28 protein-coding genes and 3 tRNA genes are annotated in these 25,986 nt (G+C 44.1%); 26 read left to right on the top strand and 5 right to left on the bottom strand.

Annotated features, from left to right (window positions below):
• Positions 1–13: 13 nt before the first annotated feature.
• The 3 genes from MHH60_RS17580 to MHH60_RS17570 all read left to right on the top strand — a co-directional run bounded on the left by MHH60_RS17580 (position 14) and on the right by MHH60_RS17570 (position 1,503).
• Complete coding sequence (locus MHH60_RS17580; protein ID WP_076137614.1) at positions 14–1,204, top strand: ABC transporter substrate-binding protein; 1,191 nt, start codon at positions 14–16, stop codon at positions 1,202–1,204.
• 138 nt (positions 1,205–1,342) lie between these two features.
• Positions 1,343–1,414, top strand: a tRNA-Glu gene (locus MHH60_RS17575).
• Between the two features lie 6 nt (positions 1,415–1,420).
• Positions 1,421–1,503: transfer RNA gene (locus tag MHH60_RS17570), tRNA-Leu, on the top strand.
• Between the two features lie 87 nt (positions 1,504–1,590).
• On the opposite strand, the gene MHH60_RS17565 is transcribed toward MHH60_RS17570, so the two are convergent.
• On the bottom strand, positions 1,591–2,214 hold the full coding sequence (locus MHH60_RS17565) for a hypothetical protein (protein ID WP_076137612.1): 624 nt from the start codon (positions 2,212–2,214) through the stop codon (positions 1,591–1,593).
• A gap of 226 nt (positions 2,215–2,440) precedes the next feature.
• Here MHH60_RS17565 and MHH60_RS17560 point away from each other — a divergent pair, with 226 nt between their 5' ends.
• Complete coding sequence (locus tag MHH60_RS17560; RefSeq protein WP_076137610.1) at positions 2,441–2,806, top strand: helix-turn-helix domain-containing protein; 366 nt, start codon at positions 2,441–2,443, stop codon at positions 2,804–2,806.
• Positions 2,807–2,894: 88 nt separating this feature from the next.
• Positions 2,895–2,977, top strand: a tRNA-Leu gene (locus tag MHH60_RS17555).
• A gap of 68 nt (positions 2,978–3,045) precedes the next feature.
• Here MHH60_RS17555 and MHH60_RS17550 read toward each other — a convergent pair.
• Both MHH60_RS17550 and MHH60_RS17545 read right to left on the bottom strand, forming a co-directional pair.
• The gene (locus MHH60_RS17550; RefSeq protein ID WP_076137609.1) at positions 3,046–3,555 is read right to left on the bottom strand and encodes a GyrI-like domain-containing protein; all 510 of its coding nucleotides are present in this window, start codon (positions 3,553–3,555) and stop codon (positions 3,046–3,048) included.
• A 169-nt stretch (positions 3,556–3,724) separates the two neighbouring features.
• The gene (locus MHH60_RS17545) at positions 3,725–4,204 is read right to left on the bottom strand and encodes a glutathione peroxidase (RefSeq protein ID WP_076137607.1); all 480 of its coding nucleotides are present in this window, start codon (positions 4,202–4,204) and stop codon (positions 3,725–3,727) included.
• 180 nt (positions 4,205–4,384) lie between these two features.
• Between MHH60_RS17545 and MHH60_RS17540 the strand changes: the two genes are divergently transcribed.
• The 15 genes from MHH60_RS17540 to MHH60_RS17470 all read left to right on the top strand — a co-directional run bounded on the left by MHH60_RS17540 (position 4,385) and on the right by MHH60_RS17470 (position 17,791).
• On the top strand, positions 4,385–4,807 hold the full coding sequence (locus MHH60_RS17540) for an organic hydroperoxide resistance protein (RefSeq protein WP_036681676.1): 423 nt from the start codon (positions 4,385–4,387) through the stop codon (positions 4,805–4,807).
• 190 nt (positions 4,808–4,997) lie between these two features.
• Positions 4,998–5,276, top strand: a complete 279-nt coding sequence (locus MHH60_RS17535; RefSeq protein WP_036681678.1) for a hypothetical protein — start codon at positions 4,998–5,000, stop codon at positions 5,274–5,276.
• Positions 5,277–5,370: 94 nt separating this feature from the next.
• Positions 5,371–5,790 carry a thiol-disulfide oxidoreductase DCC family protein gene (locus MHH60_RS17530; RefSeq protein WP_076137605.1) on the top strand — a complete coding sequence of 140 codons (420 nt, stop codon included), beginning with the start codon at positions 5,371–5,373 and terminating at the stop codon, positions 5,788–5,790.
• A 112-nt stretch (positions 5,791–5,902) separates the two neighbouring features.
• Complete coding sequence (locus MHH60_RS17525) at positions 5,903–6,775, top strand: copper amine oxidase N-terminal domain-containing protein (protein WP_143766753.1); 873 nt, start codon at positions 5,903–5,905, stop codon at positions 6,773–6,775.
• A gap of 35 nt (positions 6,776–6,810) precedes the next feature.
• Entirely contained in the window at positions 6,811–7,245 is a 435-nt protein-coding gene (locus tag MHH60_RS17520) for a DUF6526 family protein (RefSeq protein WP_076137602.1), read from the top strand.
• 185 nt (positions 7,246–7,430) lie between these two features.
• Complete coding sequence (locus MHH60_RS17515; protein WP_076137600.1) at positions 7,431–8,594, top strand: hypothetical protein; 1,164 nt, start codon at positions 7,431–7,433, stop codon at positions 8,592–8,594.
• Positions 8,587–9,819 carry a CpaF family protein gene (locus MHH60_RS17510; RefSeq protein WP_076137599.1) on the top strand — a complete coding sequence of 411 codons (1,233 nt, stop codon included), beginning with the start codon at positions 8,587–8,589 and terminating at the stop codon, positions 9,817–9,819. The genes MHH60_RS17515 and MHH60_RS17510 overlap by 8 nt, the downstream gene beginning before the upstream one ends.
• Positions 9,820–9,848: 29 nt before the next feature.
• Positions 9,849–10,652 carry a type II secretion system F family protein gene (locus MHH60_RS17505; protein WP_076137597.1) on the top strand — a complete coding sequence of 268 codons (804 nt, stop codon included), beginning with the start codon at positions 9,849–9,851 and terminating at the stop codon, positions 10,650–10,652.
• Positions 10,653–10,662: 10 nt separating this feature from the next.
• The gene (locus MHH60_RS17500; protein WP_076137595.1) at positions 10,663–11,538 is read left to right on the top strand and encodes a type II secretion system F family protein; all 876 of its coding nucleotides are present in this window, start codon (positions 10,663–10,665) and stop codon (positions 11,536–11,538) included.
• Between the two features lie 13 nt (positions 11,539–11,551).
• On the top strand, positions 11,552–11,740 hold the full coding sequence (locus tag MHH60_RS17495; protein WP_076137593.1) for a Flp1 family type IVb pilin: 189 nt from the start codon (positions 11,552–11,554) through the stop codon (positions 11,738–11,740).
• Entirely contained in the window at positions 11,737–12,408 is a 672-nt protein-coding gene (locus tag MHH60_RS17490) for a TadE family protein (RefSeq protein WP_232061170.1), read from the top strand. Before MHH60_RS17495 ends, MHH60_RS17490 begins: the two co-directional genes overlap by 4 nt.
• Positions 12,409–12,435: 27 nt before the next feature.
• Positions 12,436–14,664, top strand: a complete 2,229-nt coding sequence (locus tag MHH60_RS17485) for a hypothetical protein (protein WP_076137590.1) — start codon at positions 12,436–12,438, stop codon at positions 14,662–14,664.
• Positions 14,665–14,682: 18 nt separating this feature from the next.
• Positions 14,683–15,663 (top strand): TadE/TadG family type IV pilus assembly protein, encoded by a 981-nt coding sequence (locus MHH60_RS17480; RefSeq protein WP_076137588.1) that lies wholly within the window; start codon positions 14,683–14,685, stop codon positions 15,661–15,663.
• A gap of 25 nt (positions 15,664–15,688) precedes the next feature.
• Complete coding sequence (locus MHH60_RS17475) at positions 15,689–16,198, top strand: A24 family peptidase (protein ID WP_076137586.1); 510 nt, start codon at positions 15,689–15,691, stop codon at positions 16,196–16,198.
• Positions 16,199–16,216: 18 nt separating this feature from the next.
• Positions 16,217–17,791 (top strand): DUF6382 domain-containing protein, encoded by a 1,575-nt coding sequence (locus tag MHH60_RS17470; RefSeq protein ID WP_076137584.1) that lies wholly within the window; start codon positions 16,217–16,219, stop codon positions 17,789–17,791.
• 27 nt (positions 17,792–17,818) lie between these two features.
• Here the strand turns inward: MHH60_RS17470 and MHH60_RS17465 are convergent, their stop codons facing one another.
• Both MHH60_RS17465 and MHH60_RS17460 read right to left on the bottom strand, forming a co-directional pair.
• Positions 17,819–18,721, bottom strand: coding sequence for a TIGR01777 family oxidoreductase (locus tag MHH60_RS17465; RefSeq protein WP_305953779.1), 903 nt, complete (start codon positions 18,719–18,721; stop codon positions 17,819–17,821).
• A 48-nt stretch (positions 18,722–18,769) separates the two neighbouring features.
• Entirely contained in the window at positions 18,770–19,231 is a 462-nt protein-coding gene (locus MHH60_RS17460) for a DUF2621 domain-containing protein (RefSeq protein WP_036681700.1), read from the bottom strand.
• A gap of 172 nt (positions 19,232–19,403) precedes the next feature.
• Between MHH60_RS17460 and MHH60_RS17455 the strand changes: the two genes are divergently transcribed.
• From MHH60_RS17455 to MHH60_RS17430, 6 genes are all read left to right on the top strand, one after another.
• Positions 19,404–20,513, top strand: coding sequence for a deoxyribonuclease IV (locus MHH60_RS17455; protein WP_076137580.1), 1,110 nt, complete (start codon positions 19,404–19,406; stop codon positions 20,511–20,513).
• 64 nt (positions 20,514–20,577) lie between these two features.
• On the top strand, positions 20,578–21,477 hold the full coding sequence (purU, locus tag MHH60_RS17450) for a formyltetrahydrofolate deformylase (RefSeq protein WP_036681703.1): 900 nt from the start codon (positions 20,578–20,580) through the stop codon (positions 21,475–21,477).
• Positions 21,478–21,653: 176 nt separating this feature from the next.
• On the top strand, positions 21,654–22,403 hold the full coding sequence (locus MHH60_RS17445) for an SAF domain-containing protein (RefSeq protein ID WP_076137578.1): 750 nt from the start codon (positions 21,654–21,656) through the stop codon (positions 22,401–22,403).
• A gap of 12 nt (positions 22,404–22,415) precedes the next feature.
• Positions 22,416–23,480, top strand: a complete 1,065-nt coding sequence (locus MHH60_RS17440; RefSeq protein ID WP_076137576.1) for a hypothetical protein — start codon at positions 22,416–22,418, stop codon at positions 23,478–23,480.
• Complete coding sequence (locus MHH60_RS17435; protein ID WP_076137575.1) at positions 23,477–24,922, top strand: ATPase, T2SS/T4P/T4SS family; 1,446 nt, start codon at positions 23,477–23,479, stop codon at positions 24,920–24,922. Before MHH60_RS17440 ends, MHH60_RS17435 begins: the two co-directional genes overlap by 4 nt.
• A 12-nt stretch (positions 24,923–24,934) precedes the next feature.
• Positions 24,935–25,984: a hypothetical protein gene (locus tag MHH60_RS17430; protein ID WP_076137573.1), complete on the top strand. Its 1,050-nt coding sequence runs from the start codon at positions 24,935–24,937 to the stop codon at positions 25,982–25,984.
• The last annotated feature ends 2 nt before the right edge of the window (positions 25,985–25,986 follow it).

Here is a 25,986-nt window from a genome sequence, read left to right as displayed (position 1 = left end):
AGGCTGGAAGAGGATGAAGAAAATCGGGGCCATATTGCTGACTGCGTTACTGGCTGGTGGATTGCTGGCAGGCTGTGGGAACAAGACAGACAACACTACCGCAGAAGGTGGGAATGCTAGTGGAGGGACCATCAAGATTGGAGCAGACCTTGAGCTTACAGGCGGCCAGGCTTCCTTCGGTGATTCTGCACTCAAAGGGGCAAAGCTGGCGGTAAAAGAAATTAATGACGCAGGTGGAATACTAGGCAAAAAACTTGAACTGATTGAAGCGGATAATGCCTCCAAGTCGGAAGAGGCGACACGCGCAGCGCAAAAGCTGATTACTACCCATAAAGTTGTAGCTATTATCGGTGCAACTACATCTACGAATACACTCGGGATTGTTCCGGTTGCTCAAGAAAAAGGCATCCCACTGGTTAGCTCCTCAGCCACCAATCCCAAAGTAACAGTTGATGAACGTACTGGAGATTTGAACGAATGGGTATTCCGGGCCTCATTTATTGATCCTTTCCAAGGCGAAGTAATGGCTAACTTTGCTAAGGATACACTTAAAGCGAAGACGGCAGTTATTTATACGGATGCTTCAAGCGATTATTCCAAAGGACTGCAGACCTTCTTTAAAGCAACGTTTACTAAGAACGGTGGCTCTATCTTAAGTGAAGAATCCTATCAACAAAAAGATTCTGATTTTAAAGCTGTATTAACACGTATTAAAGAAGCTAATCCCGATGTTATTTACCTTCCAGGCTATTATGAGGAGGTCGGCAAAATCGTAAAGCAAGCTCGCGAAATGGGGATCACCGTTCCGTTTATGGGTGGGGATGGCTGGGATTCACCTCAGCTGGCTGAGATTGCCGGAGCGGATGCCCTAAACAATACGTTTATGTCCAATCACTATTCACCTGAAGATAGCTCGCCAGAAGTAAAATCGTTCGTAGATGCCTTCAAGGCTGCTAACGGTGATCTTGTTCCAGATGGGATGGCTGCGCTTGGATATGATGCTGTGAAACTAGTGGCAGACGCGATTACACGTGCGGATTCCACAGAACCTGAGAAGCTGAAGGATGCACTGGCGGGGACAAAGGATTTACAACTGGCCACGGGTAAAATCACAATGAATGAAACGCATGACCCGGTAAAAGCAGCTGTGGTGCTAAAGTTTGTAGATGGAGTACAAACCTTTGAGGCAAAAGTAAATCCATAAGCGTTATGATTAGAGGCGCGTACCTTTATTGGTGCGCGTTTCTTTTAGTTTAAACTTTTTTTAAAAAAAGGCTTGTCAAAATTCTTATGGTTTGATATACTCATTTTTGTTGTGACAAGAAAATAACTTGTAAAGCATGGCCCGTTGGTCAAGGGGTTAAGACACCTCCCTTTCACGGAGGTAACATGGGTTCGAATCCCATACGGGTCATATTATGCGGTAGTGGTGGAATGGCAGACACGCTATCTTGAGGGGGTAGTGGGTGTATACCCGTGGAGGTTCGAGTCCTCTCTACCGCATACAAATAAAAAGTAAGAAACCCTTTGTTCGCAGAGGATTTCTTACTTTTTTTTATAAGATTAGAAGTGAAATTCAGTGGCCTCAGGTCATCTCTTAAAAGCCCCAGCATACTGGGGATAGAGCTGTCTTATGCAGTCTGGGCAGATATCATGGGTGAATTGCAAAGAAAGCTGATGCTTTAAGAAATGTTCAATGGTGATCCATTCATCCTTGGGATTACGAATACATTTACAGGAAGCACAGATTGGGATTAGCTCAAAAGATGATGGTAAGGTTGAACGGAGGTTTATGATCTCCGGATGAAGAGGTTCTTCTTTGTAGGGGCCCACATCATATAGTGAAATTATAAAAGTGGCTTCTGGGTGCGGATCTGAGAGAAATGGATAGATCTCCAAACGGAAGATTCGTTTCCCTTTATTAGCGGTTTGTATGGAGAATTCGGAAGTATAAACCTGATGCTCTCTGCGGAGTATATATTTCACTGATTCATAAAGCTTGGCCCATTGATCGGGATCGATAATCACATCTTGCATGAGCTCTGAGTAATACGCACCCATCCATTTCTTATTAGTAGAAAGACCATATTCATGACTAAAGGCCTTCCACCTACTGTTGGTGAACTGGATAATCCCATGACTGTTGATTACCACCGCATTGTGCGGTAAAGCTTCAAGTGAATGGATAATGGAAGATGATAAGCATTTTGACAAAAGTCACCGCTCCCTCCTAGAGATCATTCAGGATGATAAGTTAACAAAGGGGGCCAGACGGTATTCTACAGATACTTGTCACCTGAGTCGCCTCTTATCGTCACTCCAGCCATATGATATAATCGGATAATACATAACAATACTAATTATATACTTTTTTACGTTATTTTGCAATAGGTAATTACGTAAATAAGTAATTTATTTTTAGATGGAGGGCGATTCACCGATGCAGACCATATACGAACGTATAGAATACCTGATTAAGCAGAAAGGTTTGACCAAAAAATCATTCTGTGAGCAGTTAAACATAAGCACAGGTAATATGGGAGATTGGAAGCGGGGGAAGACTACTCCAGGGACGCATAAGCTGATTGAGATCGGTGATTTTTTTCATGTTAGTCTGGACTGGCTCATTCTCGGCAAAGATATACCGGATACTGTAAGAGAGAGCGGCGTAGACTATGATTTGAGTGATGTTCAGCTATCGGAAAGCCGAGTAGATGAATTACTTCCAGCAGAAAAGAATTTTATCAAGGAATATATAGCTTTTGCTGAATATCGTAAACAGAAAATGGTCGACGAAGAATCTTAAAATCTGCATCTTTACTTTTGAGAAAAGTACATTTATAATAATGAATGTTGACCTCAAACAAATTTATGTTCTATGTTTAACACACCGCGCGGTAGTGGTGGAATGGCAGACACGCTATCTTGAGGGGGTAGTGGGTGTATACCCGTGGAGGTTCGAGTCCTCTCTACCGCATACAGAATGAAGAAAGAGGCCTTGCGATGCAAGGCTTCTTTTTTTTGTTCAATCCTCAATCACATAACCTACTTCTTTACAAGCGGCACGCATAGATTGGCTTCGAATCCTTCATCATCCGGACCGGACTTTTCCGTGTATTGGATGTAAAAGACTCCATCAGGGTTGAACTTATAACCGGAATCCGGCAGCCATTCATTATGTATATAATTCCAGGTATGTTGAAAAGCCAACTGAGGGAATCCTTTTGCAGTAAATATAGCATAAGTAGACGCAGGAAGTTTCTTATGAACAAGGCCTTCAGGGATACAATCTAACTGCCCGACTTCAACACAAAGGAAAAAATCAATATCCCATGCGGTATGCTCCCACAGTTTAGGCACGGATGTACGGTTCTGAAATAGACCGAGATAACAACCGCTGCTTTGAACTTTTGTGGGTATAGCATCAAATTTTGCATCAATATCCAGCTCGCCAAAGACATATTCCCAAAGATTCGCGTAAGGCTCCCCGGATGAGTTTACATTTGCCCAGCCAATAACATTTAGTTCGGGTATATCAAGCAGTTGAACAGTCACCGATTTTCCCTCCCAGCAAAAATATTTCAACCATATTATAAAATATTCCAAGAGATTAAAGGGTGCTGATATATAGCGATATTATGACGTTCTTTCTAGTTAAAAAGGATACTTTACCGCATAACAACAGGGGGCTGTGTGATGTGGTGAGTATCCTTTTTCTAATGAATTATTTTAAAAGCTTGGAGATATCGGATTCGATCTGCTGTGGAGTGGTTTTAGGAGCAAACCGTTTTAGAACACGGCCATCTTGGTCAACCAGAAACTTCGTAAAGTTCCATTTCACACTTTTTGAGCCTAAGACACCAGGGGCTTCCTTGGATAAGTATTTGAATAATGGATGTGCTTCATCGCCTTTTACGTCAATCTTCTCGAACATAGGAAAAGTTACCCCATAATTAATCTCGCAGTATTCTGCAATTTCATTACTTTCGCCAGGCTCTTGTCCAGCAAATTGATTGCTTGGAAATCCTAAAACTTCGAACCCGCGGTCCTTAAACTTCTCGTACACTTCCTGAAGACCTTTATACTGGGGAGTAAATCCACATTTGCTGGCAGTATTCACAACCAGGAGTACTTTACCCTTGTACTTTGACAATGATTCCTCTTCACCCTTAAGAGTGTTGACCTCAAAATCATAAATACTCATGGATGACACCTCCATAGCTAATTTAAGTTTTTAACAATTTAATTGTACACTATTTATGGTCTGGAGCCAAATAAGAAAGTATTATGAATCATTCCTCATCATCGTTTCAAATTATACCTGTTGTTTAAAGTATAAAGTATGAGCATGACCAATACAGCTTGATGAAGGAGAAGATGACTCATGAAAGCATTATACACAGCAACTACAACAGTCCATGGCGGTCGTGAAGGCTCCATTGAATCCTCGGATGGCGTGTTAAAGCATAATCTAAGCATGCCTAAAGAGCTTGGAGGACCGGGAGGTTCCGGTACCAATCCAGAGCAACTATTCTCGGCTGGTTATGGAGCGTGTTACGAGAGTGCACTAGCGAATATCGCCCGTAAAGAAGGCGTGAAACTCCATGACGTGGAGGTAACTTGTAATGTGTCCATTGGGAAGGATGACAGCGATGGAGGCTTTAGACTTGCTGTGAGAATGGATGTGAAGCTGCCAGGGATTGAACACGACAAAGCAGAGGAACTGGCGAAGAAGGCTCACGAATTCTGTCCTTACTCCAAAGCAACCAGAGGTAATATCGAGGTTGAATTAAAGATTGTTGATTAAATGTATCTGTATATATTTTATGGAAATAATGGCTAAATAGAGACGTAAATCATAAAAGAGTAATAAATAGCTGCCGTGTTAGGCGTCTTTGGTTGACATCACCCTTAAAATTCTTTAATATGTCTAAGTATCTGAGAATGTGCCTGCGTGTGCAATTTACAACCAAAAATTTAAATAATGGGTGATGAAGATGTCTTACAGACCGAATATTACGAATGTGACCAAAGCCAGCAGCAACGATAAGGAAGGATTGTACGAGTTCATTATCAAGCTTGCTGATGGAACGGAGTGCCGCGCGTTTTATCATCGGTTTCCGGAATGGAAAATGACGAACATCAGCCGCCTGCTTAAAACTCCATGTCCAATTTGCCGCAAAGATTTCATCTGCAAATGCATGGAGGCATTCACTGCTGATTTCGAAGGGCAAATGATCGGGGATCAATGGATTGAAAAAGCAATCGCAGAATAATTAAAGAACGGCACTTGATGGCGCGGGAGGATATCCCGCGTTTTTGTTTACCCAAAAAAGCAGAAATTTACGCCTTTATGACGGAGGGGGAGCCATGAACGAGGAACTGAACCTTATGAAAGATAAGTCCATCGTGTTGATAGACGGAGTGTGTCATCTTTGCCAGGGGGTAGTTCGTTTCATTATCCCGCGTGACCCCGAGGCTAAATTTCTATTCGCACCTCTACAGAATGAGATTGCGGCAAAGCTAATGAAAGCGTCCGGACTTCAGCCTGGACAATTAAACACGGTGATTTTACTGGAGAACGGAGTGTATTATACAGAGTCGGCCGCTGTGCTAAGAATTGCCCGTAAATTGAGATTTCCTTGGCCTGCCGCGTACGTGTTCATCTTAGTACCACGCCCATTGCGCAATGCCCTTTATCGGTATGTAGCTAAGAATCGCTATCGTTGGTTCGGACGTGATGAGCAGTGTATGCTCCCTACCCCAGAGATCAAACGGAGATTTTTGTAAACCATAATCTGGGAAAATGTTATAATGAAACTATAAATGAGTACAGTTTTTTCATATTATCACTAGGGGTGAACGAATAGTGAAACGGAAAGGGCTTCTGCTTTTTATAGTCATGTTGTTATCTTTAAGTATGATCGGTACGGCCTCAGCTGCCCCCAAGCTTCGCGTTATGGTGAACAATTCAAGTGTGGATGTTGGTGTGCAAATCGTCTCGGGGAAGACGCTGATTCCGCTGAAAGCTTTTGAAAGATTCAAGAATACTTCTATTCAATGGGATGCTAATACCAAGCAAGCTACGATTGCTAGAGATTCTATGAAGATTAAGCTTGCGGCTGGCTCACGGACGGCTTGGAAGAACTCGGAAGCTGTACAACTGGATGTATCCGCCAAAATAGTGGAGGGAAGAGTAGCGGTACCCCTGCGGTTTATTGCGGAGGCTCTTGGAGCGAGAGTAACAGTAGATGCTGCTACGAATACGGTTTGGGTTCAGGAACGGGCCAATGCTAAACTTGTGCAGAATTATAATAGTAATGACTTAGTTGTTTCCCGCATAGCTGCTCTGCAATTCCCGTTTGAAGAAAGAGAAGCATCTAAATTGACGGGTGATAATGAAGCATTGTCCATGACGTATTATTTTCCTGAAGGCAGATCTGATGGTTATTTTATATTGTATGGCCATTTCGTAAAGTATTATGAGATCAAAGATAATATTGTAAAAGTAGTTTGGGAAGCTGATCTGGATATATCCAAAGAGGCTAAAAGTAAAGATTTTACCGCGATATTCGGTTACCCAGTTGCCAAGGAATATGGTAAAGCACCTGTTCTAGCTCCATCCTATGCCTCCTTTTATACGAGTGTTTGGGGAAGTCAGATTATTTATGGAATGGTTAATGCGGATGGAACTACTAAAGTTTCAGGTCAGTCTCTGTACTGGGGGAATAATGAACCTTTTGTCGTAGCTATTCCCGGAGAGACTAAGCTTTAAGCAATATACAAGTCATATAAATATGGAGATGAATTATGAACAAGGGGAAGCCTAAAGGTTTTATGCGTTTTGATTGGCCTTATCATTTTGTAACTATGCCGCTAGCGCTGATTATATTTGTATGGTCGGGAATTTATGTCGTTCAGGTGTTACGTGATGATGGTGCTTTAACAGTACCCTTGCTATTATTTGGTTTATCTCTATGCCTGTTATTTGCGATTACTCGAATTCGAATTTATGCCACAAAAAATCAGGATCGAGTAGTGAGGGTGGAGGAGCAGTTCCGGTATTTCCGATTGACAGGCGAAGCATTAAATCCAGAGCTTGAATTAGCTCAGATTATTGCGCTTCGGTATGCAGGAGATGAAGAGTTTCCGGCACTATGTCAGCGGACGGTGAAGGAAAAGCTTAGTCCTGCCGATATCCGGTCTGCCATCAAGAATTGGCGTGAAGATACGATGAGAGTCTAAAAACCACTTGATGTGCGAAAAAACTTATTGCTGCCTTCTTATATATATGCTACTATAGCTGTAAATTAAAGGGATAGTAACGGAAGCACCGTTCAATGTACCGTATCCACGGTTATTGTCGGTGCTTTTTTGCTGTCTTTTTTTTGACAATATTTATAAATTTCTTGCGAAAGGAGAGAGGTTTTATGGCGGCAAGGATTGTACTCGCAGTGCGTGAAAGTCAATATATCGAACCATTGCTACACTATCTTCATCATAGTGAGTATGGAGAAATGCTGCGAATCACGGCTTTTAGTCGGCTGGATGCTTTTATCGAATTTATGAGGGGAGAGGATATGCCCGATGCTGTTGTAGGTGACGTTACTTTTATCGATGCTTGGCTTGTGGAGGGAAGAAATAAGGTGCCTTGGGCAGTTTTAAGTGAGGAGGGAGCTTATCTTAGCAGGAGTTCTAAAAGCTTGGCTGGAGGCATCATGATTGCGAAATATCAGGCACTGCCTTCTCTGCTGGGAGCATTTATTCAACTATGTGAAGTGAAACGAGCTAGAGGTTCCTCTGTATTAGATGAAACGCTGCTGCTCGGTATCGTCTCCTCAAGCGGGAATACGGGCAAAACTACAGTAGCTATGAATATGGCTAAGCAGCTAGGTGAATTGGGGCTTTCGGTCTTTTATTTGAATCTTGAAAGTGTGGACAGCAGTGGATTATTTTTACGGCCCCCTGCAGGAAATACGCCTGGACTAGAGCGGCTCCTTTATGAAATCAAAGCCAGCCGGGATAAGGGCGGAGCCGATGCGATTGATTTGGGACAATACGTGATTAGGTATGATCACCTTCGAAGTGCTGCTTTTAGGCCAATTATTAATGTAAAAGAAATGCTGCAGATGACTACGCAGGATACGCTAGATTTGTTGGCGCTGTTGGTTGCGGAAAGAAATTTTGACGTAGTTATAATAGATACCGGCAGTATTGAAGAAGAACGTGCCAAAGCTGTGTTACATAAATGCGGAATTCTATTGTGGGTAGTTAGAAATGACGAGGTAAGCATTCATAAGACCATGAGATGGCTATCCCATTGCAATGCTCCTAATTCTGGTATGCCCACCCAAGTGATGGACAAAAGTAGATTTGCCGTGAATTTTGCCGCAGATGGTTTGGAGGTGTGGGCACCTCCGGAAGGAATTACCGTTGAAGGTGTACTTCCTTATATCCCATCTTGGACGCTGCAGCACCGTGAGGAACTTTTTCTGAACTCACCACAATTTCAAAAGGAGATCTTACAGCTGTGCAAGCAAATTATAGAACCGTCGCTTCCGCAAGTATTCACTGGTAAGGGTTTACATGAATGAGGAAATGTTTAAGGCACTTCGCAGTGATATCCGGGCAGGATTAGATGTTACTTCTGCAGTTGGGAATCGTGAACTCACCCAATATATTGAAAGGACAATTTTGGACAACGAAAATCTGCGATATTTAACAGCACAGGAGAAACATGAGCTCGTGAAGAGATTGTTCGATTCTTTTCGAGGATTGGATGTGCTCCAGCCATTAGTGGATAATCCGGCGATCACTGAGATTATGATTAACAGCCATACTGAGATTTTTGTAGAAGAGGAGGGCCAGATTCGTCGTCTCCATTTGGAATTTGAGTCCAGCAGCAGGTTGGAGGATATTATCCAGACGGTTGTATCCGGTGTGAACCGGGTTGTAAATGACTCTTCTCCTATCGTTGACGCTCGGCTAAAAGACGGATCGCGTGTAAATATCGTGCTTCCGCCAGTAGCTCTGAAAGGCCCAGCGATGACTATTCGTAAATTTCCTGAAACACCGATGACGATGCAGGATTTAGTTCGTCGTGAAGCCTTAAGCTTGGAAGCCGCAGAGCTGCTGCAAATTTTAGTGGCTGCTAAATACAATATTTTCATTAGTGGCGGGACCGGCTCTGGGAAGACTACTTTTCTTAATGCGTTATCTCAGTATATCCCCCCACAGGAGAGGGTCATTACGATAGAGGATTCGGCTGAACTGCAGATTGTAACCGTGCCGAACCTTGTTTCACTGGAGACCAGGAATGCTAACACGGAAGGTAGAGGGGAGATTTCCATCCGAGATTTAATTCGTTCTTCCCTGCGAATGCGCCCAAACCGGATTGTTGTGGGGGAGGTACGGGGAGCGGAATGTCTCGATATGCTGCAGGCTATGAACACCGGACACGATGGAAGCTTGTCTTCGGGCCATAGTAACAGCGCACACGATATGGTCAGTCGACTGGAGACGATGGTGCTGAGTGCTGCGGAGCTTCCGGTAGCTGTTGTTCGCCAGCAAATCTCATCGGCAATTGATATCTTTGTACACTTATCCCGTCTCCGTGATCGTTCCAGGCGGGTGATGGAGATCAGTGAGGTTGCGGGGTTGAAAGACGGGGAAGTGATCTTGAATCCCTTATATGAATTTCAAGAAGCTGGTGAACGAGAGGGAAGGGTGCAAGGGGGGCTGCTTCCCTGTGGTAACCCATTGTTGCATACAACGAAGCTTAGGATGGCTGGTGTAACCTCCTATCCATTGGCTCAATAGAGATTCAAAATTCCAGAAGGGGGGAGATCATGCTTAAGTTTAAATTTGTTGCTGCAAAGCCTGTAGAAGCGGATCCTGACGGTCCTTCGTTATTGCCAGATTATAAGGTATACGAATTGACCTTGCTGCAGAGGATTCTGACCCTTACTGCAGGTGGACTGCTGATGTATGGAATTGGATATCTTTTTTATCATCATTGGCTGCTGTCGTTGCTGCTTATGCCGGGGGGAGCTTATGCCCCGCATATGCTGCGTAACTATCTACTGAAAAGACGCCGAAATGCACTGAATTTACAATTTAAGCAGACGTTATTTTCGCTGTCTTCCTCCCTTTCAGCTGGGCGTTCGGTGGAGAATGCATTCCGAGAGGCGGTTCAGGATTTACGTATGCTCGATCCGGAGGGAAGCAGTGTTATGATTTCCGAGTTAAACATTATCTGTGCACGCATGGAATATGGACAGCCTGTGGAAGAAGCGCTGCGGAACTTTAGTGAAAGAGCGGGAATGGAGGACATCGAGCGATTCGCGGATGTGTTCTCGGTCTGTAAACGTACTGGTGGTGATCTTGTAGAAGTGGTGCGCCGTACATCAACGATTATCGGTGAGAAGCTGGATATTCAGCAGGATATTGCTGTAAGTATTGCTCAGAAGAAATTTGAGGCTAAGGCACTGCTGATATCTCCGCTGATCATGGTGATGTTTATGAGTTTGACGGCTGGAGATTATATGAAGCCAATGTATACAGGAGCGGGTATAGCCATATCGACATTAGCGCTTGTTGCTTTATTTCTATGTTATCTCTGGACTACTAAAATAATGGACATTCCACTGTGAAGGGGGTGAAATCATGCGCTGGCTATGTGCGGTGGTTACTGTTATTTTGCTCATAGTCTGGGTTCTACTGCGAATTCAATGTGGCAACAGATATGTCGCGTTACGCAGTCTTCCTATGGAAGGATTACGGCTTCGGAAGTTAGGCGAACCTTTATTACTGCTTATTGAGAAGAGTGGTATCGCCAGTCGGTTTCCCTCACTGTTGTTCAGAATTCAGCGTTCTCTACAGCGCAGTTATGGGATGCGTTATAGCGCAGAGCGGACCCTGCTGTTCATGGGTGAGATGCTAAGTTACAGCTGGTTGTTACTTGTAGGTGGAAGCTTGATTACAGCATTTAATGGCGAACAGGCAGGTATGATATTGGGTGTATTTTTGGCAATTGCTCTACCAACCGCTATGGTCAGTGATCTGCACAAAAAGGTGAGAGTTAGGGAGCAGAATATTATGCTCGAATTGCCAGAGCTGCTGAACAGTATTGTGTTGTTGGTTGGCGCAGGAGAGACCGTGCAACGAGCTATTATTCGCTGTGTGGAAAGCCACCGGGGGGATACGAATCATCCTCTGTATAAGGAGCTAATGACTATGACTAGTGAATGGGAGGGCGGATATTCTTTCCAACAGGCGTTTGAAAATTTTAGCAAGAGATGCGCTGTACAGGAGGTATCGGTATTCACAACGACAGTTTTGCTGAATTATCGCAGAGGTGGAGCGGATTTTGTGCTATCGCTACGTGATCTGTCGCGGATGTTGTGGGATAAACGAAAGGCACTTAGCCGGACGCGCGGAGAGCAAGCATCCTCTAAATTAGTTTTTCCGATGGTAGTTATCTTTTTAATAGTAATTGTACTGGTGGGAACGCCAGCATTTTTGATGTTAAAAATGTAGGAGGCTGAAGCTGATGGTATCAACAATGTTGGACAGTATGAGTAACTTTTGGAAAGACGAGGAAGGTTTGGGAACTTTGGAGATGATTTTGATTATTGCTGTGTTGATTGCGGTTGTTCTTTTGTTTAAGGACAAAATTCAAGAGGTAGTAGAAGCCTTAATTAAAACGGCGGGTGAAAAGAGCCAGGAAGTATTCGATTGAACAAGCTTAAGGGGGATCAAGGCAGCTTTACCATTGAAGCTTCACTTCTGTTGCCGATCGTCATGTTTATTACAATGCTTCTTTTGTTTTTTTGCTTGTATAGCTATCAGAAGTCCATGCTGTTGCAGGTGGCTTCAGGAGCTACTGAACGGGCGGCGTACAACTGGGACAACAGTCACAAAGAGGTCTCTGGTTCTTACATGGCTGGTGAGTATGACTCCCTTTATTGGAGAATTGGGGATGATGCCTTGCTAACCTCATTATTCGGTGGAGAAGCTGGCAGTGCTGGCGTGACAATAGAGTTGCCTGGTGAAGTATCAGAGAAGAGTGATTTGCCAGTGCTTAAACTGGGCCATTCGTCAACTATGATTCCCGACAATATGCCAGGAACTATGCGTTATACTCACAACCTTACAGGACGGAGAGTAAATGCTGAGTTAAATCGTCTGCTGAGCTTACCTGTGCTTGATAGTGTTCTAGCGGATGAGGCTAACCCAACTGTTAAAGCCCTGTCTATCATTGTCGAGCCTGTTGAGTTTATTCGCACGGTCGATTTGATGCGTTATTTTGGAGCTAAATTTAAAGGTGGCTCTGAGGGCAGTGAATCTGCAGTTTACATGGATAAGAAGGATGCTTCTGCTATGCTGACCAAGCTTCAGGATAAGTAAAATCTCTGCTCAAGGGAGGGGGTTTTAATGAAAAGTATAATTACGGGTTGTCCTGCTAAGGACAAAACAGAAGGCTCAGTTACAATTTTCCTAATCATGGTGCTGGCTTTCGTCTTTCTATTTACTGCTGTGCTGATTGATTATGCGCGAATCGCTGCGTTCAACGTTCAGGAGGAACGATTAGCGAGAGCCAGTGTCCGCTCTGTTATGTCTTCATATCATGTTGAATTGCGTGAGAGATACGGTTTATTTGCATTCGGTGATAGTGATGGTGATATGCTGCTGTCCAAAGTGCTCAATGAAAATTTGCATAAAAGTGGGCGGGGGGATACGTTCAATCTCTTACCCTTTGCACTGGAGTCCTCCTCTTTGGAATGGAGCCGGCCGCTGGGAAGTTATGATGTTTTTCGGCATCAAATACTGGAAGAAATGAAGTATAAGGCTCCGGTAGATTTCGCCTTGGAGCTGGCAGCTAAATTTAAGCCGTTGTCGTGCGTAATGGCAGAGGCCTCAAGAGCTACCGAATTACTTAGTAAGCTGCAACCTTTATATGATGAACGTGAAGAGAATTTGGATCTAATGATAGAGCGGAGAAGTCAGGCAGCGGAGAGTGGAAGAAGAGTGCTGCTATGGATTATGAATCCGCCCGGAGATTCTATCTTGGCCCATTCTCTCGGAAACATGCAAGCAGCCGCAGATATACCTGCACAGTATAGCGACTATCTTGGGAAATATTACGACGATCTGTATCGCGATAGTAAAAAGCCTGCAAAGTACACTTATCAGTTGGCGCTTTATCAGAGCCGAACTTCAGAGATGTTGTCGCGGCTCCCAGCCTTATTAACAACCTTTCGTGAAGAACATGGACATTCAATGGAGGAAGCGAAGGATGCATTAAACAAGGCGCAGCAATTGAATGACGAGATGAGAGATGTTTTGGCAACTTCCCGAATAAGTGGCGCAAATCTGGCAGACGATCCTGCTAAGGACTGGGATATTCCGGGAAATTCCGGGGAAATAAGCGCTGAGCCACTTAAAAAGCTGCATGAACAGGAGGATGCCTTAATCCTCTCTTCGGCTGACATTAGTAGTATGGAGAATAGTTTATTTAAGCAGCAAAGTGCGTACGAGTCTATTGAACCGACGGTAACAGGATTATCAGGAGTGTTGCATGAAGCTTTGGGAGTCAACGGCGATTCCTACCAAATGATTTCCTCTGTTCTAGGGGCTTCGCATGTAGTGGGCAACTATTATAAAAAATACGGTAAGAAGGGAAGTGTTATCGCTAGTGATTTGGCATTTCTTGAACAGCATCGCAGCTCAGATAAAGCACGTAAGCAAGTAGAGTGGGAAGCCAAATCCAAGCTGGGCGAGGTTAGAGCACTGCTGGACAAAATTAGGATGCTAGGTAGCGGAGCGGCAGCTTCTATGGAACGTTATCAAATCCTTCATCAATTTTATGAGGACAATGTTTCATTTAACAACGGGTTGGAGTCTCAATCCTCTGATAAATCTGGAATATCCTCAAATCCCTATGCTGCTGGAAGCTCGGCGATGAAGGATATTGACGGGATTTATGCAGCAATGAGTGGCATTATGGGGGGCGCTAGAGACAGGCTTTTTCAAACGGAGTATTCCGCTCTTTATTTTCAGCATTTTGATGTTTCAAAGTTAGCTAGTCTGGCACTGAATTCTCTGGAAGACACTAGTGAGCTCACAGATCAGCTTGATCCTCGCGCTCAGGAGCTGGAATACATTTTATACGGATTTCATAATCCCGCAGGGAATGTGGCTGCTGCCTATGCCGAAATATTCGCGATGAGGTTGTCCATTCGTACGATGGAAGGATTTATAGAGAAGGCAACCTTGGGAAATCCACTGGCTGTTCTAGCGGCGGCACTGTTGTATGGAATCCAGCATGCCATTCAGGATATGTTGCAGCTTTGTGAGAAGGATGCGATTCCTTTATCCAAATATGTGCCGGCACAGCTGACTTACCGTGATCATCTGCGACTGTTCATGATAATGCATGGAGGCGGGGAAGTGCAGCTATCGCGGATGCTGGCTCTGATTCAACTGAACACAGGAATAAATCCAGAGGAAAGAAACACCTATGTATCATCGGAAATTAAGCTCCAAATGCAGTTATGGTTTCTGCCAGGTGTAGTTAAAATGTTGAATTATACTTCTAGTTTTCCGGGAGATGTACAAGGGAATAAGTATCTGAGGGCAGTAAAAGCTGATTATTCTTATTAGCGGGAGGTTGGTAAGGAGATGGGGGATGGGCATGGAATCAGAGGGGAGGACAAGGAAGAAGGTAGCATGGTAGTAGAAGCGGCGATGGTTCTTCCGTTCTTCCTGTTATTCGTCCTGTTCCTGATTTCTATCGTACAGATGACCTTGTATTCGACAGCTTTGCAAAGTACAGCATCAGACACTGTAAAGTCTCTTTCAACTCATATGTATCCTGCGGCTTTGGCGGTGCAGAAATGGGGAACATCAAGCGAAGTAAGTGATGATTCAGGAGGGGGTGACAGTGATCATTCTGCTGGCCTGAAATGGAATATTCCTTGCTTGTCACTTACTGATTGGGGCAATAGTTATGCTGAGTCTTTACCCAAGCCGTTAAATGAGTGGGTTATGTCAGCTTTAGAAAGTGGTGAGGGACCGTTGCAGAAGCTTCAGGCAGAGACTAGTGAAAGTGTACTTGATCTTGCGATCAAACCTTTATTGAAACCATACCTGACATCAGATTTACTGGATTATGAGCGAATTCATGTATCCAATGTTATGGTGCCGGAGCTAAAAGAGGGTACTCGTCCCTACCTTGGACTAGTGGTTAGTTATAAGCTGCCGATGAAGGTCCCCTTTCTAAACCAAAGTATTGTTTTAGAAGCAAGTGCTGTTGAACGTCTCTGGATCGGGGATACGGGAGAAGGCACAGCCAAGGAGGGGAACGGTACTGGCCAACCAGAAGAATTCATTGAAATCTTAGAAAAGCCGAACCCGGCTGTAGCGAATAAGCAAGGCAAGGTTCGTGCCAGAATACCGCCGAATGCTTCTGCCAGCTTGTCAGTCTTTTATAAGAGCGGGGGCAGTACTGCCAAATATTTAGGCTGGAAACAAGCGGATACAGATGGATATATCGAGTGGGAATGGAAAATTGGTGTAAATACCACACCGGGCTCGTGGCCGTTTGTTATACAACTGGATGACGGTAGATCTGTTGAGGTTATGTTTACAGTAGTGAAATGAAAGGGTGAAAAAAGGAGTGTAATGAATGGCAGAGTGGGCATTTTGGGGATGTCTACCGTTTTTAGCAGCGGCACTTATTACAGATTTAAAGTCGATGAGAATACCAAACTGGATCACCTTGTCAGGCTTGCTCACCGGTCTGCTTGCACAAGGAGTGATAAATAGCTGGCATGGACTGCTGAGGGCTTTCGGGGGAGCTGCTGTAGGATTTGCAGTCCTTCTGATCATGCATTTAATAGGGGCGGTTGGCGCGGGGGATGTTAAGCTTTTTGCTGGAATCGGCGCGTGGACAGGGATGTTTTTTACACTGCAAGTCGTGATGTACTCCGTACTATTTGGAGCTTTAATAGGCTGGCTAATTGTTTTAAAGAGACGGGAGGCGGTCAGTCGTTCGCGTAAGATCATCAGTAGAATTTCCGGATTTATTTTATGGAAAAGCCCGTTTCTATTAAAAAATAACGATAGTGAACTGTTGAAATTTCCCTTCATGCTGGCAGTAATCCCTGGTTCCATATGCGCTTATCTATACTTTTAGTTCGGGAGGTGATGTTTGTTGTTCGGATTAACCCGTGATTTTATACAACAGGATGGTATATATATGATCCTTGGTGAACCCGAAGGAATAGCTGCGGAGAAGCTTAATTTGATTCAGGCGCGCATGCTGATGAACACCGACATTCCTCATCATTTGAGGCTGCTACTTAGAGAAATAGATATGAAGGTTACTATGGAATACGCTGTTTTACGCAAAAAAATGCTTAGTCATCTACTCAAAGGAGAGAAGCTAAGTATGAACTCGTTTTTCGGGTTATTGCTGCAAATTGCCCAAGGCATGGAAGATGGCAGGTTATATATGCTGCGGGCGGAACAGTATGCTTTGCATGCAGATTACATTTTTATTGAAGGGTCGTTACAGAGCGGTAAAGTATACCTGACCTACATACCCATTCAGGAGAATAAGTCTAGTTCAAAGCTTGGTGAGTCACTCAAGTCGCTAATCATGGTGTTAATGGCATCTATCACAGAGCTTACTGGCAGTGGTGTGCAAAGGTTGCTGCAATATTGCAGTGAAGAGGGATTTACTCCAGCTGGCTTAAAGATTCTTTTATCAGAATTACTGACAGAAAGAGAGCCCGTTACACCAGAAAGACCGGTTCATGAATGTGTAAAGGAATATCTAGTGAAAGAGGCAGCTCTGCCATTAAGAAAAACATATGAGCACCGCGAAGCTAAGGAATTGGAGTTACAAGCGACTGCTACTCCTTGGATCAGCAGCTATCCTAATCTTAAGATAAAAGAGGAGGAGAGCGTGTCTCTAGGCTTGGAGGATGAGCAGGTAATGAATCCACAAGCCTCAAGCTCAAGAACCTATATAGCGTTAGGGTGTCTATTAGGCGATGCACTCCTGTGGAAGTTTCTATATTTGGATAGCCCAAAGCCGTTATGGCTTGCCGTCTGTGGAGTTGTGACGATTGTATTGGCTGTTTTAAGCTGGATGGTTTGGAGCGGAAGGCTGAAGGTTGGTAAAGAAGATGAGGATAGTCTGAGTGAGGATTCTGAAGATACTAACTGTAATCCGAGTCGAAAAGAATTGGAGTGGAATTTTGGCAGGAACCCTGTGGCTTCTATGCGTCCTCCAGCAACAATTCCAAAGGTAACTCCGCAATCCTCAGATTCAGCAGCTAACGTTCCGGCAACCCGTCATGAATCACTAGCAGAGGAACATTGTTCTGTTAAAGCACCAGAAGCCATAGCACCAACAACTTTATTATCACGGGAGAAAACGCCTGAGCAAGGACGACAAATCGAAAAGCTGGATCCGAGTCTTCCTTATCTCCAAAGAAGCGGTGAGGAGGGTGAAGAGGTGGAAATGATCGAGTTAAATCGAACTAGCTTCATTATCGGCCGATCGGCAGAGGTGGCTCAATATGTGGAAAGATCAGAAGGAGCCTCTAGAGTACACGCTGAGATATCTAGAAGCACCAGCGGATATATTCTGAAGGATCTTGACTCCAGAAATGGAACGCTTTTTCAAGGTGAAGCCATGGTCCCGTATAAAGAGTATCCACTAACAGAGGGGACCACATTTAAAATTATAAAAGGAAGCTACACATTCCATACAGTATGAAGGTGAGTTCTAACGATGAATGTGGCTCTACAATTTTTGTTTTTTCAAATCTTCTAAAGCGACTTGAAGTGTAGGGAAGGTAAAGTCAAAGCCATGATTTAATGCCGCTGCGGGCAGGACGCGCTGACCTTTGAGTAAGATTTCGGATAATTCTCCGACTGCTGTTTTTAACAGGAAGGCTAGCAAAGGGAACCAGTGCGGCCGTTTGTAGACTTTGCCAATCGTTCTGCCGAACTCTTCGTTCGTTACCGGATGTGGAGCAGTCGCATTAACAGGTCCGTTAATCGTGGGATTTTGCGTACAGAAATCAATTAGACGGACGATATCCGTCAGATGAATCCAAGAGACCCACTGCTTTCCGGAGCCAATGTTACCGCCAAAACCTAATAAATAAGGAAGCTTCATTTTGGGGAATGCTCCGCTCTCATTGCCGAGCACAACTCCGGTACGCAGCTTGACCACGCGGATACCATGGTAGGTTTCATCTGAAGCCTCTTCCCATGTCTTAACTACTTCTGAAGGGAAATCCATGACCTGGGCTGGTGAGGACTCACTAAAAGTATCCTCTAAAGAGGTACCGTAAATCGCCACGGCGGAAGCCTGAATGATTACGGAAGGCTTTTGCTTCATTTGATCTACTAACTTAGCTGCTGCGGAAACGGTTGCAAGTCGGGACTGCATAATCGCTTTTTTGCCACTTGGACTCCAGCGCTGGCTAAGGGAAGCTCCGGCGAGATTAATTAGGGCAGCTGCATTTTCCACTGGAGCGGGATTAGAACTTAGACTGTCCCAGGTGTGGTAACTCAGCTTATGATGAATTGTTGTTGCGTCTTTTGGTAAATTCCGACCTACAATAGCAACTTCATTACCTGCTTGCAACCAGTATTTTGCTAGTTCGCTACCTATAAAACCGGTGCCGCCACATATCACATATTTCAAAGGAGGGCCTCCGTTCTAAATCGTACAATTCATTAAAAATTACTTAAACAAATGCTGGTAAGCAGAGTAATCGATTTTATTCTTTTCGAGAAAATTGACAAGAAAACGGTTATCGCGCCGGGGTGTGGCAACTATGTAACCTTTAATGCAGTGATCGCGAGTAACTTCTTTTGCATTGCTCTCGACGGCGATCTTTCCGATCTCGGCAGCAATAGAATGCTTCGCAATATCACGAAATGGCCCAGGTACAGGTTGAACAAGCTGGTCCAAAAAGGCTTTTGTTTCGTCACTCCAGAGCGGGCGGCTGCGTTCCACCCAGTAATTTTGCCAGTCTAGCTTTGACTTTCCATCAGCTTTGGGCAGGACCTTTAGGAATTTGCGGAACATAAAAAAACCGCCGATACACATGGAACCAAGCAGCATAAATGTCCAGAAAGCGATAGAGTTCATAAACCAATTGCTCGGTGTGGATAATAAACCAAGTCCTGATTGGATAAACATGCATACACCACCTTTTGGCAATGAGGATTCTCACACGAATTATTCTCATATTAAAGTATAGCTTATTTCCAAAGTTTTGCGAAGCAGAACCCGGCATATTGGCCTCGTCTAGATTTATTTTTCCGATCACGGTAGAATAGGGGGTAATTCGTGAAGGAAAGAGGGAAGAAGTATGCTGAAAATAGGTTCACACGTGTCTTGCTCGGACAAGGGTCTTTTGACCGCAGCAAATGAAGCAAATGAGTATGGTTCCAGCTCGTTTATGATATATACAGGAGCGCCGCAGAATACGCGCCGCAAGCCGATTGATGCCATGTATCCCAACGAAGGGAAGCAGGTTATGAAAGAGAATGGTGTAGAGGAGATTGTTGTCCATGCACCGTACATTATTAATCTCGCTTCCTATAAAGAGAATACGTACCAACTGGCTGTTGATTTTCTGCAAGAGGAAATTCGCCGTACCCATGCACTTGAGGTCAAGCATATTGTATTACATCCAGGTGCGTTCACTGATAAAGATGCTGAATATGGTATTCAGCGGATTGCAGATGGCCTGAATGAGGTGCTTGGAGGCACGAACGAAACGGAAGTGCATATCGCTTTAGAAACTATGGCTGGTAAGGGAACAGAGATCGGCCGCAGCTTCGAAGAAATCGCTTCTATTATTGCTAAGGTCGAACATAACGAACGTCTATCGGTCTGTCTTGATACTTGCCACATTCATGATGCTGGCTATGATATCGTTAATGATTTGGACGGTGTTCTCAACAAATTTGATGAGACTATCGGATTGAACCGTCTTGGTGTAATCCACATTAATGACAGTAAAAATCCATGTGGCGCTCGCAAAGACCGTCACACTCCAATTGGCTCGGGTTGGATTGGCTTTGATACGATTAACAAAATCTTACACCATGAAAAGCTGGAGGGTCTGCCTTTCATTCTGGAGACCCCATGGATTGGTAAAGATGCTAAGACACAACGTCCGATGTATGAGGTAGAGATCGCTTTGCTGCGTGGTAACGTAGCTGAACGCTTTGGACCGGAGTTCGTGCAGGATGTTGAGACATTACGTGAATTTTTTGCCAAACAGGAAATCGATTCCCGTCAATATGTACTAAATGTCTGGGAGTTACTGAAAAATGATGCCAAAGCTAAAAAAGCTGATCCACGTGAACCGCTAGAGCGTCTATACGATGAAGTTGTCGCTGCTCAGCTGTTCCCGCAACTAAGCGAGGAAGCTATTAATCATCGCTTGATTGCTTGGTTAGCAGGCAAATAAGTGCTCATGAACGCTTAAGTATACTTCAGATTGTGTATGTAGATGAGAGGATGGGAAGAGGGTCATGGAATTACACGTAAAGAGAAACAATTCGTCGGGTGTCGAACATTATTCTAACCGGGCGCGTATGCTCATTTCCTGCCCTGACGGACCGGGAATTGTGGCGGCTGTATCACACTTTCTGTATCAGCATGGCGCAAATATTGTGCAGTCGGATCAGTATACGATGGATCCAGATGGTGGAATGTTCTTTATGAGAGTCGAGTTTGATCTACCTGAATTAGGCGATCGTCTGGAAGAGATTCGCTCTCAATTTGGCGGAGTGGCGGAGCGTTTTAAGATGGACTGGAAGATCTTTAATGTTCGTCATAAGAAGAAACTTGCCATATTTGTCTCTAAAGAAGACCATTGTCTTGTTGAACTGCTCTGGCAGTGGCAAGCAGGCGATCTCGATGCCGATATTGCCCTCGTCGTTAGTAACCATTTGGATATGAAATCTTATGTCGAGTCATTTGGCATTCCATTTCATCATATTCCAGTCACAGCGGATACTAAGGCTGAAGCAGAAAAACGCCAGTTAGAGGTCATCGGAGACGATATCGATGTGATTATATTGGCACGGTATATGCAAATTATCTCGCCGTCCTTTATTGAGCATTATCGCCATCAGATTATTAATATTCACCACTCTTTCCTGCCTGCCTTTATTGGCGGCAACCCATATGCCCAAGCGTACCAACGCGGAGTGAAAATTATCGGGGCAACCGCTCATTATGTTACTGAAGAACTAGACGGTGGACCGATTATTGAACAGGATGTGCAGCGGGTTAGTCACAGTGATGATGTTATTGAACTGAAGCGGATTGGACGTACCATTGAGCGTGTTGTTCTGGCTCGTGCGGTGAAATGGCATATCGAGGACCGGATTCTCGTCCATCAGAACAAAACTGTAGTATTTAAATAAAGGTTATTCTCCGGTGAAAGAAGCGGTTATGCCCAAGAGCTTTCACCGGAAACCTTTAATTTAATAGTTCACTAAATCTCTATCCGGTAAAAAAGCATTTTACCAGCAGCTTGGCTATTTATGCCAAGGTGCTTTTTGTCGTTCTCAAAAATCATGTAGTTAAGGAGGTGGAAGGTTTGGCGTTACAGCGGGGACGTTTGTTAAAACGTAATTATTTCTTCGCAAGTCTTATTTTGATTACTGGATTCGGGGGATTGCTAGGTTATGATCTCTATTTCAAGCCCTACGTGCTTTCCCAAACCGTGGTCAAAGTTAAGGTGGGAGCTGGAGAATCTCTACCTAAAAATTATGAGCTGAAAGCAAGTGATTTGTATCTGGATTCTGTTCAGACCAAGGACATACCCTCTGGTGTAATCACGCAAATCGCACAAGTGGAGCATAAAATTACGAATGTGAATCTGACTAACGGTAGTATTTTGACAGCATCACTGGTGGATATTAGTGATTTAGAGCCTTTGCAGGATGAAGGGATATTTCCTATTCCGAAGGAGGCCATCTATGCGATCAATGGTTCGTTGCGAAGCCGGGATAAGGTAGACATTTATCTTGTAGAAGGTGAACGAGAGAAGCAGCGAGAGGTGCTTGGTTCAAATACAGGTAAAAAAGAAAACGAGGAACAGGTGAAAGAACAAAGCTGGCTTAGCGATCCTGCTAAAGAGATCTTTTTATCTGGAGTCACTGTGAACTATGTACGAACAGAAGACAATAATGATGTGCAGGATTCTGAGAAAGGCAACAACAATAACCGATTCACTTCTACTGGCAAAGTGGCGACACCAGAATTGAAGCTGAAGAAAAGTGAGGGTCAAAGGCTAGGGCAATTTTTGGAGCAGGGCAAAAAGCTGTGGATCGTACGGGTAGAGTAGGGGGAGATTGCCTTGAAAATATTTAGTCTGGGCATAGATCAGTTAACGATTAATGATATCAAAAACGCGGGATTTAATGTAATTACACAAAACGTGTATCCCGATCCGGCGCATACCGAAGGTCATATGTTAATGGTTACTAGTGAACAGGTACCTGTTCAAGCGCTTAGCGAGTTGCGACACAAATATCCAAGCTCTATGATCCTGTATTTATATCTGCAAAAGGGAATTCGCGGCTATCAAGCTGTGCATATGTTATGTGAAAGCTTAGGGGTATATTTTATTCCTCCTCGTTCTACCTCGTCAGCAGTGATAGAGAAGGTTCGTTTTATCCTGGAAGAGGATGGCGAGCAACGGAGCAATTTGGTTGGCTTTTTTGGCTCAGGTCCAGGCATTGGTTGCACAAGTGTGGCGAAGCTGTTCGCAAGACGAATTGCTGCGGCAGGTCTACGTGTTCTTGTACTTGGTTTGGATTTATATGATCCCGGGTATGACCGCAAAGCGACGATCAGTCTAGACAAACTGCGTCCCAAGCTTACAGGGAAGATGATTCATGATGAAGATTTCGAACAATTGATTAGACAGGATGGCTATTTGTATCTACCGGGAAATTACGACTACTTAAGTGTACAGGATTATCTGGAGGAGGAGATCGAATATTTCTTGGCTAGAGCTGGAGCAAATGCGGATGTGGTTATTGCTGATTTCGGTTCAATTCCCGAGAGTGCTGCGTGGTATGTCGGTATGCAAAAGTCGTTGTTACGCATGATTGTCACTCATCCTAAACATGAATACAGATTAGAACCTCTACTCGAGCTTGCGGGGCATATAGATCTGCGTCCGCAGGATTTCCAGCTGATCATTAACCGCAGTAATGTGGATGAAATATCTTCGTCCAAAAATATGGCCCTTAGATTTGGCACTGAAATCTTGCTGGAGCTACCGTATTACCAGCCCTTGCAGGAAAGCTTGCCACTAGGCAAAAAAGAGCTGCAGCATGTGGATGATAAGGTACATTCTCTATTGGTGTCGTTGGGATTAGCGCCAGAGGCCAAAAAGAAAGGGATATTTCTATGATTGAAACTCTCGCGAGTCGTCCACTCTTTTCTCTAAAACAAAGCGTGTTACGCACTAGCAAACCGGGCAAGGAAGACTTTTATGCTTTTTTACAAAAAATGAAGACCGAGATGAACGAAGGATTAGAACGTGAGGATGACGCTTACTTCGAGCTAAATGCAAAGGCATTAATTGGCGATCCGCAGGCAGTTAGCTTTTTTATGAATGAAATTGAGAAGTACTTACGAAAAACACCTTTTACTGGAAAGGTTCCAGAAGCGTACCGAACGGCGGCAGAGGCCCTGTATCACGAGTGGAAGGGTTTTGGACCAGCGTATCGTTGGTTTACGGATCGTGCATACAGCGAGTCAACCGGATTACAAATGATTGGGAAGCAAATTTTTTATAGCCATAAAGGTGAGTTTATAGCTTATCCGTATGAGATGCCTTCACTGGATCGGGTCGAGCAGCTGAAGCGTTCCTTGCTAAAAAGTGATCCCAATAAAAAGCTGAACAAGGATAATCCTTCGGTGGAGTTCAAAATGGATGATCCGCTTTGGCCAGGTAGATTTATTCGGCTTGCGATTTGGGTATCACCTAGGGTCTGGGAGGGTTTTACTACGATATCACTGCGGCGACAGGTTGTGGAATTTCTGGATTTGGAGGATCAAGCGGGTACGGAATGTATCCCTGTGGAGGCGGTTGAGTTCATTCGGGCGTTATCGTCCACGTTTCGCAATACCATTATTGCGGGTGCTGTAGGGTCAGGGAAAACAACCTTTGCCAATACGATCGTTGGTGAGCAACTGCTTGGCTCTTCCTCCTGCATGGGAGTAGTGATGATAGAGAAACATCCGGAATCCATTTTACCGTATCAGATTAAAGGCCATCGGATTATTCCAATTCAAGCTGCGAATGAGGAACTGATGGAGGTGGGAGTAGAGTCGCTGCGGCATGACCCGAATATTTTGTATATGACAGAGATGCGTTATAACGAGTGGGAATTTTATTTGTGGAGTGGGGAAAAAGGATACGACGGGATTACCGGAACCTTCCACACTGTGGATTCGGAGGACATTCCTTATCAAGGTGCGTTTGCTGTGTCGACAAGAATTGGCGGGAGTCTTAAGGGGCATTTGATCTCTGCGCTGAAATCATGCGAGCTAGTGTTTATTTTGGAGAGTGTTCCGAACGGGAAGAAGCGGCTGGCGCGAATATCAGAAATCTTTTACGAAGAGGATAGAAATTCAGTGTTTGCTAATGATCTTATGCGCTGGGAGCCGGAGAAAATGTGTTGGTCTTACAATGACAAGCTGACGAAAAATCTGATGCTGAAAATGACTAAGAAAAATGCGCAGGCTACGCAGATTGTCCAAAAAGAGCTGGGACGACTTGCTTCAACAAAGCCGATGGATCAGCCGCTTAAAGAAAGCTTGAAATCTAAGATAGTACTTAATGAGTGAGGAGGTGCTGCTATGGATTTACTATTGTATATTTTTCGTTTTGTCCTTCATTTATGGGTTGTGTGGGGACTGTGGTTACTCACCAAACTGCTCATCGAAAGGCATTTACGGCAGGTAGTCCAGAAAGTCGATTTTCGAATTAAACATAAGATGAGTATTTTTGGCAAAAGAGTTAGTTCGGTAAAAAAAAGGCTGTGGCTCTACCGCCATCTGGACAAGCTTCTCTATTTCGTACACCGAAAGTATGAGCCGGGCATTAGCGTAATGCGTTTTGTTATGCATACAGCTATTTTATTTATTGCGGTTTTCTTATCAGGACTACTGACACTTAGTGAGCTCCCTGGAAGGTTGAGTTTTAACAATCCCTTTTTGGAGGGGATTACTTTTAATGAAGGACAGCCGATTCAGGGGGCGTGGAGATTTCCGCTTTTTATAGCTGCAATATCTGCGACGATTCCTTATTTTCGTATGAGATACATCTATGTACAGCGGAAGGTACATGGAAGCTACGATCTCCTCGATGTAGTCAAAATCTCCACCAAATTCACTCATTTGTCGGTAGATTCGATTCTTGATCGTACAGCGGATTTTCTAACAGATAAAAATGTACTAAAGAATCCTCTGAAGCTGCTTGGTGCCGCATTTTCTAATTATAGTAATGAGAAGGAGCTTGTTGAGGAGGCAGGGAGATTCTCCAGTGCGATTGGCACCACCTTCGCTTTAGAGTTTATATCAGATTTGCTCTATGCCGAGAAGGAGGGAACCCGTTATTTAAAAAGCTCGCTAATGCTGTTGAATCGTTCTATGGAGCAGCAGAGAGAGACGATTTTAACTGTAAAAGCAGGAAGCAGAGATGCGATCAGCCTTGGCTTATATGGGAATCTTTTGGTGCTGGTATCTACAGTTGGAACCTTTATGTATATGCTGAAGCCCGATGTCTATTTTCAACTGCAGTTCGAAACTACGGTAGGCCTTTCCTTTTTGATGGTGATCGTCTCCGGTCTTTTTATCTCTTTTGTGATCAGTACTATTCTTGCCAGGCCCAAACTGGACTACCACTAAGG

The sequence above is a fragment of the Paenibacillus sp. FSL H7-0716 genome (genome assembly GCF_038002705.1).
In the GTDB taxonomy this organism is placed as follows: domain Bacteria; phylum Bacillota; class Bacilli; order Paenibacillales; family Paenibacillaceae; genus Paenibacillus_AQ; species Paenibacillus_AQ odorifer.
Note: the sequence above shows the minus strand (reverse complement) of the source record. Positions and strands in the feature narration are given on the sequence as shown.